7 protein-coding genes are annotated in these 12,297 nt (G+C 56.6%); 1 reads left to right on the top strand and 6 read right to left on the bottom strand.

Annotation, left to right across the window (positions count from 1 at the left end):
• Nucleotides 1-11 precede the first annotated feature (11 nt).
• Both AC6FTP_RS09790 and AC6FTP_RS09785 read right to left on the bottom strand, forming a co-directional pair.
• The gene (locus AC6FTP_RS09790) at nucleotides 12-1,523 is read right to left on the bottom strand and encodes an ABC transporter permease subunit (protein WP_497206727.1); all 1,512 of its coding nucleotides are present in this window, start codon (nucleotides 1,521-1,523) and stop codon (nucleotides 12-14) included.
• 3 nt (nucleotides 1,524-1,526) lie between these two features.
• Nucleotides 1,527-2,783: an ABC transporter permease gene (locus AC6FTP_RS09785; RefSeq protein WP_497206726.1), complete on the bottom strand. Its 1,257-nt coding sequence runs from the start codon at nucleotides 2,781-2,783 to the stop codon at nucleotides 1,527-1,529.
• Nucleotides 2,784-2,934: 151 nt separating this feature from the next.
• On the opposite strand from AC6FTP_RS09785, the gene AC6FTP_RS09780 reads away from it, so the two are divergent.
• On the top strand, nucleotides 2,935-3,564 hold the full coding sequence (locus AC6FTP_RS09780) for a hypothetical protein (protein WP_497206725.1): 630 nt from the start codon (nucleotides 2,935-2,937) through the stop codon (nucleotides 3,562-3,564).
• A 100-nt stretch (nucleotides 3,565-3,664) separates the two neighbouring features.
• Here the strand turns inward: AC6FTP_RS09780 and AC6FTP_RS09775 are convergent, their stop codons facing one another.
• From AC6FTP_RS09775 to AC6FTP_RS09760, 4 genes are all read right to left on the bottom strand, one after another.
• Nucleotides 3,665-4,717, bottom strand: a complete 1,053-nt coding sequence (locus AC6FTP_RS09775) for a right-handed parallel beta-helix repeat-containing protein (RefSeq protein WP_497206724.1) — start codon at nucleotides 4,715-4,717, stop codon at nucleotides 3,665-3,667.
• 31 nt (nucleotides 4,718-4,748) lie between these two features.
• A complete protein-coding gene (locus AC6FTP_RS09770; protein ID WP_497206723.1) occupies nucleotides 4,749-5,162 on the bottom strand; it encodes a thiol-disulfide oxidoreductase DCC family protein in 414 nt (137 codons plus the stop codon).
• A complete protein-coding gene (locus tag AC6FTP_RS09765; RefSeq protein ID WP_497203223.1) occupies nucleotides 5,152-5,802 on the bottom strand; it encodes a DUF1361 domain-containing protein in 651 nt (216 codons plus the stop codon). The genes AC6FTP_RS09770 and AC6FTP_RS09765 overlap by 11 nt, the downstream gene beginning before the upstream one ends.
• Nucleotides 5,803-5,915: 113 nt before the next feature.
• Entirely contained in the window at nucleotides 5,916-12,206 is a 6,291-nt protein-coding gene (locus AC6FTP_RS09760) for an ELWxxDGT repeat protein (RefSeq protein ID WP_497206722.1), read from the bottom strand.
• Between the last annotated feature and the right edge of the window lie 91 nt (nucleotides 12,207-12,297).

Genomic DNA, 12,297 nt, shown 5'->3' with positions numbered 1-12,297 from the left:
GTGCCCAGTGCTCATCGGTAGGTCGTGAATTTCTTTGGATCAAAGGCTTCGCGTATGGCTTCACCCACGAAGGTGACGAGCACGAGCACGGTGGTCATCGCGACAAAGGCGCTGCTGACGATCCAGGGGTAATTGAAGTCTTCGGTGCCCTCGTGCAGCAGGCGGCCCCAGCTGGGTTCTTCCGGCGGCAGACCGAACCCGAGGTAATCCAACGCGGCCAGTGAGGTGATGATCGCCGAGACCTCAAAGGGCGCGAGCGTCACCAAGATGGCGATGCTGTTTGGCAGGATGTGTTTGAAGATGATGCGACCCGTGCTGGCACCGAGAAGCCGCGCGGAGGCGACATAATCACGCGCTTTTTCCTTCATGGCCGCCGTACGGATGTAGATCGTCGTGCCCATCCAACTGAACAGCGAGATGATGACCACCAGCAGGAACAGGTTCGGACTGACGATCGAGCTGACGATCATGACGATGAACAGAAACGGCAGCACCGACCAAATCTCGATCAACCTCATGCCAACGAGATCCAGCACGCCACCGAAGTAGCCGAGCAAACCACCCGCCGCGACACCGACGACGAAAACGAAAGTCACAAACAGGATCGAAGCGATGATCGCCTGCTGCCAGCCGCCGTAGAGGATGGCGAGCACATCTCCACCCATCGAAGTCGTGCCGAGGAAATGCCGATGCGCCCACGATGGCGGTGATGGCGGGTAAACCACCGTCAGCATAGTTTCAGAGGCTTGAGACTCCAGCGCCGCGGCTTTGCCTTCGGTGAAGTCTTTATAGGCGGTGCGGCTGCCTTTGTCGAAGGTGGCTTTCTCCACCTGCTCGTTGTTCGCATCCCAGCCGAGCATCTCGCCCTGCTTCAAACCATGACGGAAGACCCACTCCTGGCGTTTCTGCTGCGGCTTGTCGCGAAACAGCGTGTAAGCGCGGCCATCGAAAGGTTTGGTTTCACTCGCCCGATAAGCCACGCCATCACGCAGCACGACCTCCTCGATGGTCTCCGGCGTGTCGAGCTTCGGATCATACGGCACGATGGGCATGAGCACCCAGTTCGCAGACTTGGACTCGCGAAACTGACGCTGCAGCTCGCGGTAATCCGTCTCCGACTCGTCTTTGAGTCCGAAGGTGGTCGCAGGCTTCACGTCGGTCACGAACGGGAAGTAGAACTTGCCCTCATAGCGAACGACGAGTGCGCGTTTGCCCACGATCAGAGTGTCGAGTGATCCCACGCCCACCAGTGCTAGCAAAACCAGGAAGGAGGCATGCCCGCGCTTGATCTCACGGAAGCGGCGGAACTGTTTCAAAGTCAACGGACTCCAATGCCACTGCGTTTGCCCACGCCAGAGCAACCAACCACCCGTGATCGCAAAGCCTGCGAGCAAAATCCATCCCAGCCAAGCACCACCAAGAAACGAGACCTTGAACACCGGCACGGACAACGACAGCCCGCGAAACAGCGCGCTGAGCGCTGCATAGACGAGGAGGGTGATGCCAGTGGTGCGGGGGGACATGGGTTATTCGAAGCGAATGCGTGGGTCGGTCAGAGCGACGAAGAAGTCAGACAAGATGTTGCCCACCATGAGCAGGACGACCTGGATGACGAGAATGCCCATCACGAGCGGGTAATCGCGATCCAGCACGCTGTAGTAGCCGAGCAGACCGAAGCCGTTAATCTCGAAGATCAGCTCTATGAGCGTCGAGCCAGCCACGAAGATCGAGACGATGTGCCCCAGCGTGGTCGCCAGCGGGATGAGAGAGTTCCGCAGCGCATGGACGAGCACCGCGCGCTTGAAGCCCGCGCCCTTCGCCACTGCCGTGCGGACGTAGTCGGCGGCAAGGTTGTCCATGAGGTTGTTTTTCACCAACATCGTCATGAAGGCGAAGCTGCCGACCATGTAGCAGATCAGCGGCAGCACGGCGTGATGCACCACGTCCCAGGCTTTGCCACCAACGGTGAGCGAGGCGAAGTTTTCACTCACGAAACCGCCAGTGGGGAACCAGTTCAGTCGCGCCGCGAGATACACCACCAGCACGCTCGCCAGCACGAAACCGGGGATGGAGTAGCCCACGAAGATGAGGATCGAGCTGGCATTGTCGATCACCGTGCGGTGCTTGATGGCCTTTAAAATGCCTAGTGGGATGCAGACGAGGTAGCTGATGATGAAGGTGACCAGGCCGTAGAAGATCGAGACCGGCATGCGCTCGCGGATCATGTCCCAGACATATTCGTTGTAGCGTGTCGAGATGCCGAGATTGCCTTGCAGCAAGCCGTCGAACTTCGGGCGGAAGACCTGCACGCGCTCTTTTTCCTTCTCCTCGCGAGTTTGCCACTCTTTCAGGCCGCTGGCATCATCGGCGGACAGCTTGCCATCGCGAGTCACTTTGGCCTGGGTGATTCGGTAGGCGTTGTTGGGCTTCCATTGATCGCGCGGCAGCAGCTCTTGCAGCGTCACAGGCATCGCTTGCTTGTCCTTCGCGAACTTGACGAACTGCTTGTCACCTTCCTTTGGCAGGATGCCCAGCCAGGCGAGGTAGGCCGGGAAGAAGGGCCGGTCGAAACCATAGTAGGCGGCCATCTCCTCCTTCTGCTCCTCACTGAGCGAGGCACCCGCGTCCTTCATGCCTCGGTCCCCTTGCTGAGCCGCAGCCTGTCGTAGCGCGGCCTCCAGAGGCCCTCCTGGCGTCACCCGAGTGATGAAAAACACCACCATCGTCGCCCCGATCAGTGTCGGAAGAATGAGCAGGAAGCGTCGGATGAAGTAGTCGCGCATGAGGCGGTGGCAGGGAGAACGGGACTCTCAGACATACGCAGCAAAGACACAAGGATTTGTGAGTATTTTTGCCATGACTGGTTTCAGTTTGTGATTGACCCGCGCTCTTGGTCTGGCTAACACTTGAACGATAAGTTTAACACCACACGTAATGGAAAACCGTGCTGACGAATATTTTTCGTTCATTAATTTGGATTGGGATTCGCCATTGTATCCCATCATCGCAATCCTCGTGCTTATCAGCCTTGTTTGGTGGGTGATAACTCAAGTGGCAAAAGGCGAGCGTGAGAGAATCGCGAAACTTCCTCCAAGCGAACGATTCTCAGTCGCTCAATTTCATGTTTTAGGTTGTGGAGTCATCTACTATGGAAAAAGAGATTTCAGATTTGAGCGTGACACTGGACGCAACAGTTTCATCACGACGGCCTGGGTCATCCTTTTCAAAATTCCCCTGATACCGCTCAACAGTGTTCGAATGGAAGTAGAATCACACCCACAAGGTTATCCATTCGTAAAAGAGCGACTGAAGATATACGACAAAACCAAGCCAAACTCGAAGCAAGTTATCGGAACTTACATGATTATTGTTTTGGAAGCGTTGCTAATCTGCACTGCCTGGATAATTCTTGCTAACGACATCGAAGCTTTCGGTCGGCCGATCTCAAAAGAAGTAACTTTTTACGCCTGTTTGTTTATCTTCGCTCTCCCAGCTTTAATCGTCTGGGCACTCAGGTATTTGGCAGAATCCAAAGTGGATCATGCTGTACATAATCGCCGATGATCATCTTTCTCATCCGGGCTGAGCACTATCGCAGCCGGCTCGGCAAGGGATTCGGACGACGCCCCGCATCAGGATTGATGGGATAGCGACAGCACGTCTTTTACCTCCAATCCACTCCATAAACGCCGCCGCTTTCTTCAGCAGGGAGCCTGGGCTTGGATCGATCAGGGCGATCTTCAGCAAACCAGTGGTTGTTGGCGAAGCTGAAGGTCTCGGGTGCGGTGTTGGCTCCGATGTTGATCTCGATCTGCACCTGGGCGCGGCGGAAGAGGATCTTGTTGTCGGTGATCCTGACGTTGCGGCAGGGTGAAAAGCGCTCGCTAGTGGTTTCCTGGAGGATTCGGAAGATCCACTTCTCAGGGTAAAGGATGGTGTTGCGCGTGAAGAGGGCTCCATCGACTCCGACAAAGGCGGCAGCGCATGAGCTACCTTCGATGATGCAGTCCTGGACGGTGAGGTCTTTGCCTTCATACGCGGCAGTCGGCGGGCGGAAGAAGTCGAGCCCGGTGGAGCCGCCGACATTCACGGGACGCTCGCCGGCGTTTTTGAAGTGGCATTTTTCCACTTTGACCTCGCTGGTGCCACCTTTGAGCTGAATGGCGGCGCTGGCGGTGAAGCCGGGTTTGCCGGTGAAGTTGGAACCGATGATCTTTGACTTGTGACAGCCGACAAAGTCGATCCCCTGCCCTCCCCAGCCGGTGATGGTGCAGTCGCGGATGGTGAGTTCATCGAGACCAGAACACTTGATGGCGTCGTGATTGCCGGTGGGGCCGATGTCGCTGATGTCGAGATGATCGAGGGTGACGCCTTTCACCGAACTCGTTCGTTGTCCGCCGTCGTCGATGTTCAGGCCGTTTGTGCTTTGGCCGCTGATTTTCAGATGGCGGAGCGTGAGTCGCTGGCAGCGGGAGAATTGGAGGGCGCTGGCACCGCCTTTGAAATGCGGCGGCTGCTTGGGATCGAGGGCTTCGAGAGTGAGGTCGTCGATGCCGATGATATGGTGCCCGCCGGGATAGTCGCCGGGGGCGAGTTTTAAGACAGTGCCGGGCTTGAGATCTCGAAACGCGGACTTGAGTGCCGCGGCGTCTTTGATCTCAATGCTCGCTGCCTGGGCACTGATGATAAGACTGAGACTGAGGATGAGTTGGCGCATGATGCCTGTAAACGTCTCCCGGGGCTTCAGTTCACGAGTGAAAGCGATCTTTCCACTCGGGTCGAGGGATCAGACAGGCATCTTTTTTGCCGAAGAAGCGGTAGCGATTCGCAGCGACGAAGGTGTAGGCGAGGTCGCGCAGAGGACGGGGGATAAATTTAAAAATGGCAAGCCAAGAGAGGCGTCCCCCCATGAGCGCGGCGAGCTGGAGAGCCGCATCGCTTTTGGCAAAGCTGCCCTCGGGTGTGATGAGGATCATGCTGTGCGGCTCGGCAGGATCGAAGCCTCGCTCGCGATAGAGCTTTGACCCGAGCTCAGACTGGATGGAGCAGAAGTGGACGATGCCACGCAGATCATGAGCGAGGACCCATTGGACGCTGTTGTCGCAGAGATTGCAGACGCCGTCGAAGAGGAGGAGATGGGTCCAGGCGGATTCAGTCGGCATTGTCACTGGAGGTCGTAGAGGTGGTGGAAAACATCCAGAATAGATACGCCACGAGAAGCAGTCCTCCGAAGCCTAATGTCACTCCCCAAGTTTGGCCGTGAGCGAGCGGGTCGGCAAAGCGCTCCCAGATGTCGCCCAATAGAGAGCCGGGGTTGCTGACGATGTCCCAACTGTTCCAGCGCAGGAAGCGTCCGAGATAAATGCCAAAGCCGGACAGCATGAGGCAGATGCCGACGAAGCTCCAGGCCATGAGGAGGGAGGACTTCCGCGCAATCCAGACCTGCACGAGCTGGAGAGACTGGAAGCCCATCCAGAGAGAGACAAGAGCAAAAGAAAGGAGCATCAGCAGGTCATACCATACAGGAATGCCTGAACGCGGGTGGAGATGCAGAAGGTCGGTGAGGACGTAGGGTGCATTCGGAAAGAAGAGCAGCCAGCCTGAGATGAAAGGGGTCGCGAGACGCCAGCGCTCAATTTTTGACAGCAGGACCGCAAAACCTAGAGGGATGGCGGCGAGGAAGAGATTCCAGGCAAGGAAAACGAACTTCGTATGGCCAGCCCAATGGATTCGATAGCCGAGGAGCGCGGCGCACCAGACGCAAGCGACTGCGGCAATGGAAAGGAGGCGGATGACAGGCATAGGCGACGGTCAGACTGTCAGAGCGGCAGGAGGTTCGATCAATGATGAGCTAAGACAAAAACGGCAGCACCCGAAGTGGGTGCTGCCGTTTGGGAGATCGAGTCTGACAGGACTCAGTCGTTGTCGAAATCGACCTTACCAGAGAGGATTGGGGCAGTTTTGGCCGGAGTCGCTCCGGTCGCTGGCGGGATCTGGGGCAGCATAAACAAGCCGACTCCACGATGATCTCCAGTCTCAGGGACGATGAGTCCGAAGAATTTCACGCTGCGTTTAATCTCATCGGGTTTGGGATTGGTAGTGCTGGTATCGTCGTCTGCGAGGGCGAAGCTGCCGCTGAAAAGTCCGGTTTTGACTGCGGCGGTGATCTTCGTAGCAGCCGCCGAAGCGGTGAGCACCTTCACTGCGCTGGCATTGATGGCGAGAGAGGAAAGATCAGGCTCATCCGTGCCTGGAAGGTCGATACCGGCCTCGGTGAAGGTCAGGTTGGCTTTGTCCGCAGTGGTGGAACCAGTGATGATCTGGAGGAGGTTGGGGGGCGCGGCATAGATGCCGCCGAAGGCATCCAGCTCAAGCGGAGTGGTGGTTGAAGGTGTGTCTCCAAGACCGAATCCGGCGCGATAAGTGCGGGTATTGGTGGCTGTTCCCACAGCGGCTGTGGCAGGGGGACGAGTGCAGTCAAAGGGAGCGATGCTGGCGAGCGTGTTATCCGTGGGGGAGTCGGTATCCCCTTCTGTATCAATCGTGAGTTGACCGCAGATGGAGCCCTTTCTAGCTGTGGCGTAGAGGCTCTGATAAAGGAGGACTTCACCATTCGGACCGACATGGGTGGCGCAGGTGATCTTTTCACCATCGATGGTCATGCCTGCGATACTTAGCGTGCCTTTGGTGCTGACGGTGAAGGAGCCGTAGCCGTCGCCATGCGGAACATCGGGATTCGCAAGTTCGCCGCCCGTGGGTGAAAGTTGAATGCCGAAGTTATAGAGGCCGAGATAGCGACCGGTGTTGGTAGTGACTTTCCAGCCGGTGACATCTGCCTGGACCGGGCCAGTGACATTGACCGAGGTGATCTGACCGGTGCTGAGGGTGCTTTTGGAAGTTTCATCAATGGTGAAACTGAGGGCCAGCGGTGCGGCAATGCCTTTGCGAGGGATGCTGACGCTACCAGTGAAGGGAGCGATGGCTTCGGCATCGTTCGTCATCGGATTGTTGTCCGGATCAGAATCGATTCCGAAGCTGAGGTTGCCTTTGAAGCTGTAGCTCTCGGCAGCGAGGCTGAGTTTGCCTGAATAGGAGCCCGCTTTGGTCACAGTGAGTTCGATGCGGCCACCGGCCATGCCGTTGATCTCCGCGTCGCGCTCGACGAGACCTTGGAAGACACCTTCGAGACCAGCGGGAAGATTGACGATGGTGAGATCTGCCTCAACGGGGAGAGGAATCGGTGTAATGCCGTTGGTGGCACCAAGAAGCACCCTGCGAGTGCCGATTCCTGCCGCAGTAGGGACGCCGGTAATGAGCCCGGTTTTAGTATCGAGCTTCAAGCCTGGAGCCAGGTTTTTGGCGGTGTAGGACAGCGGCACTCTGTTAGCGTCGCTGGCGACCTGGATCTGATATTCAAAATAAGACCCGACGATGCCCACAGGCAGGACCTGCGAGGAAGTGATGATGGGCGGATCTTGGAAGACTTTCACATGTGTGGTGCAGCCAACGGCCATGCCCCCGGGGCCGGTGACTTCACAGAAGTAATACTGACTGTCGGACGCTTGCGTGAGGGGAAGGGTGAGAGTCTTGGTGTTAAAACCGACAAAACTCAGTGTCTCAGGACTGCTCAGATTCTGATTGGGAGAGCGCTTCCATGCGTAGGTGAGGCTGTTGCCCGCTGCATTGACGGTGAGTTTGACACTGGCACCGACTTTCACGGGCTGCACGCGTGCTGGATTGTAGTCCTCTACGACTCCCAGTTGAGCGATGTCGCTGGTGCCCAGACCAGCAGGCGTGCTGCTGCTTTTAAACTGTGCGGAATAGGCTCCAGCATCGGCGAGCTTGGCAGCCCAGAGGTAGAGTGGATTAGTGGTGGCACCAGCGAGGGCTGCATTGTTTTTGCGCCATTGCAGGGTGATGGGTGCGGTGCCTGAGGCGGTGGTCGAACTCAAGGTCACGGGTGACCCAACTTTGACCATCTGCGAAACGGGCTGCTCGTCGATGGTCGGATCTTTGGTGCAGAGCCCTGTGAGGGTGATGGTGAATTGTGGGGTATCTGAATCTGTGCTGAAAATAGTGAAGGTGGAAGTTCGCTGGCCTCCTTCCTTCGGTTTAAACAGCACGGTCAATTCGGTGGAAGAATCCTTCGGTATGACCGCAAGAGGCTTTTTCGTGACGGTGAAATCAGCCGCGTGAGAACCGCTGAAGGACGTTGTGACATTCCGCAGGCTGTTGGTGCCGGAGTTGCTGAGTTTGAAATTTAGGGCCTTGCTGCCGCCGAAATTGATCGTGGGAGGAGTGAAATTCACGGTGGAAACGCCGCTTACCAAAGCGGGAGGAGCCGGGTCTTGGATGACTTCGACGATTAGATTCGAGTCAAGGTAGGCAAACCTGGGTTCATCTCCGATGGTAGCATCCAAGGCTGCAAAAATAAGCGTGGTGCTAATGCCTGCGAGACTGTGTGGGACAGACGATGTCGCGCCCGGAAGAAGATCTTCGACGATCTGAGTTCCTGCCGCAGTGCCATCAGACACCCAGACCTCACGCCCGTTGACACCATCGTCAGCGGTAAAGCAGAGCACATCGCCAACCACCGTCATTTCCTGGATTCCGGCATTTCCTATGCCCGCCACGATATCCTTGACCCTGACGGTCCCTCCGGTTGTTCCATCACTGACCCAGAGTTCACGTCCACTGACACCGTCATCCGCGAGGAAGAAGAGCTTGCCGTTCACATTGCGCAGCTCAGTGGGATCTGAGGCGTCTGTCCCAGTGAAAGGGCCAGCTTGGGTATTGATGTCCTTGACCAGCGCAGTGCCACTAGTGGTTCCATCACTCTTCCACAGTTCCCGGCCTTTGACGCCATCATCTGCGACAAAGTAGAGTTTGTTTCCGACCACAGTCAGATAAGAAGGCTGGCTGTTGGCAATGGAACTGCCGATCCCGGCAATGATGTCTTTGACGACTGTCGTCCCACCGGACGTGCCATCACTCCTCCAAAGCTCACGACCGGTATTCTGACTGCCGCCGCTGCCGGTGGCGATGAAGTAGAGTTTGCTGGAAGTGCCCGTAGCTGGCATGGCCACCAGTTCTTCGGGATCAGAACTCGGCGTCCCTATGGCGATGTCTTTAACCTGCACTGTCCCCAGAGCCGTGCCGTTCGTTTTCCAGAGTTCCGTAAAAGACGTCGATGTGGAGGCGGCAAAATAGAGCGTGTCCCCCACGGCGGCGAAGTGAGCTGGCGAAGATGCCTGCCCTCCATTGATAGCCACCAGCAGTTGAGTCCCCACCTCGGTTCCGTCAGACACCCACAAATCATCGTTGAATCCGTCGCTGCGGGCGGAGAAGTAGAGTTTTCCCTGATGCCAGAAGAGTTGCTGGGGATTGCTGCCTTCGAGAGTATTGATTTCTTTGACCAAGACGGCAGTCAGACCATCGCTGACGTAAAGTTCGCGGTTGTCGGTGGAGCCTAAGGCCGTGAAGAAGACACGCCCGTCGTCCGTAGGCGTGAAGTCCTGCGGATCGGATCCAGCAGTGCCTGCGTGCAGTTCGGCGAGTTGAGTCGTATTCCCCGCCAGATCAGTGATCCAGGGTTCACGACCCGAAGCTTCGGTGACGGCACTGAAGATCACCTTTCCGTCGCTCAATGGAGTAAATCCTTCGGCAAACGAATCTCCGGTGGTCGTCCTGAAGCGGTGCAACCGCACCGTACCTGCATCACTATGGCCATCCGTGCGCCATAGTTCATCATCTCCGAGCATGAAATAAAGATTTGTCCCAAGCAGGGCTGGTGCCCTGAAATTGGTGAAAGAAAGGCTTTCATCCGAGAATGCTTCGATCTGAAAGGTTCCGCTTTGTGTGCCATCAGTGCGCCAGAGAGTGATGGTGTCATCCAGTGCCTGAACCGTGAAGACAATCAAGCCAGGGGAGATTCGCACGAAGTTTCCGAGATTAGTCCCCACCTCACCCGGTGTGATGTCCTGCAGGAGCACCGTGCCGTTGAAAGTACCGTCACTGATGTAGAGTTCGTTGCCCAGATTGTTGTTGGCGTCCGCAGAGAAAATCACCCGGTTGGGCTGTGTCGGATTTCCGATCGTGGCGACGATCGGGGTCAGGTTGGCGATCTGTGAATTTTCGACATTGTTATTGAGGTTTCTCACCAGGGTGGGATTTCCCAACCCAGTCGTCGTGTTGATCACATACAATTCCCTGCCGAAGTCATCAGTGGCAGCTGTGAAGAAAAGCTGACCTCCCGAAGCCACATCGGCAGGACCAGAAACCACCAGACTTTGGGGGTCCGAGCCGCCCAAATCCTCTATATTTGCCACCAAGCTCACGGTGTTCAGATCAGTCCTGTATAATTCACGTCCGATAGGATCGAACCCATCCGTACCATTGGCTGAAAAGAAATGGAATCCATTAAACGTGGCGAAGTTGCGAGGAAGAGAGTCCGACGATCCTGGAAAAATATCCGCCAGCAAAGAAGTATTGGCCCCCGTGCCGCTACTTTTCCACAATTCAAGACCGCGGCTAGGAGTCGCCTCATTGTTGTCTGGATCCTGCCCGTCATAAGCAGCGAAGAGCAGTGTGCCGTTGGCATTATAGAAGTTGTCGAGTTCGGAGGTCTCCACGCCATTTCTGATGTCCAGCACCTCCTCCACTGTCACCGTCGCCCCGCTCACTGTAGCCTTCCAAAGTTCGGCTCCAGTGTCAGATGCGTAGCCCTGGAAAAAGAGGGTGCCATTGACGTTCAGAAGCTTGTCAGGGCCAAAGGGGTCAGCGATGAAATTAGTGTTCCCCACACGCTTTGTCCCAGCGAGTGTGCCGTCACTGATCCACAGATCGCGATCCCCATTGGCATCCTCTGCGGAGAAGAAGAGATTGCTCCCCATTGCAGTCAGATGCTTGGGTTCGGAGCTGACGGGGCCGGGGAAAATATCGCGAACGAGTTCAGGTACCGCACTCGTCGAAGCCGAGAGCGCAGCGCCATCAATCCCACCACTGATTCCAGTCTGGCCCGCATACAAGGTGGTCACTCCAGGCGTGCTGACGCGACGAAGCGTCTGGTTGCTCTTGTCCGCCACATAGAGCTGGCTGCTTAGCAAGGCCAGTCCAGTGAGCCCATTAAAACTCGCCGCCACCCCGGTGCCATCCGCAGCACCAGGCAATCCCGAACCCGCCAGTGTCGTGACCACACCTAAAGATGTCACCTTGCGCAGCAGGTGGTTACCCGTATCTCCGACATAAATATTCGCTCCAGACGTGTCGCATGCCACCCCCTGTGGGCTGGAAAACTGGGCTGCTGTTCCTGTGCCATTCGCACTGCCAGCGGTCCCCGCCGCTCCAGCCAGGGTTGTGACCACACCATTGATGATTTTACGCACCGTATGATTGCCTGTGTCTGCCACATAAAGCCGCTCCAAGCTGTCCAGCGTGATGGCACTCGGGTCTCTGAAGCGTGCCCCATTTCCGGTGCCATCCAGGCTCCCAGGTGTAAGCGAAAGACCGGCCACCAATGTCACATTTACCGTGATGGTTGTCGTTCCGGTGATGCTTAGGCTTCGGATCGTGTGATTGCCTGTGTCTGCCACATAAAGCGTCGTTCCCGTCGGGTTGACCGCCACTCCCTTTGGATTGCGAAAGCGGGCACTTCCCCCGGCACCGTCGATACTGCCCGGAGAGCCTCCATCTCCCGCAGGTGTCGTCACCACCCCATCGGGAGTGATGCGTCGGATCGTATGATTGCCCGTGTCCGCCACATAAACCACCCCTTTGCTTGCCCCCGAAGTGACCACTGTGATCCCCTGCGGCGAATTAAACGTTGCTGAAATACCCGCAGCATCCAGCTCCCCAGACACCCCGATTTTACCTGCCAGCGTGGACACTGCTCCCGTCGGGGAGATTTTACGGATGATGTGATTGGCCGTGTCCGCCACATACAAAGTCCCATCTGTATCTGCCGCCACAGCGTTGGGGTTCTGGAAGGCGGCCCTGACGTCAAACTTCCACAACTCGGAACCACTGACGGCATCATCTGTGGAAATATAGAGAGTATTGCCAGCCAAAACCAATTCATCCGCGACCGTACTGGCGGACAGAGGTGCGGAATTAATGTCTGAAAGCACCTGCACCGTTTGACCGGAGGCTGTCAGCGCCATCAGCAGGCCCAGGCAAACAGGCCGTAAAATTGGGGGGTGAATTTTCATAGGGTGTAAAGACAGCGTATTGACATGCCCAAAAGAAGGCAATCCTAAAAATCGCGTGGTTTTCATGTCCTTTGGGACCCATCCACCCTCA

Source organism: Prosthecobacter sp., assembly GCF_044378005.1.
GTDB lineage: Bacteria > Verrucomicrobiota > Verrucomicrobiia > Verrucomicrobiales > Verrucomicrobiaceae > Prosthecobacter.
Note: the sequence above shows the minus strand (reverse complement) of the source record. Positions and strands in the feature narration are given on the sequence as shown.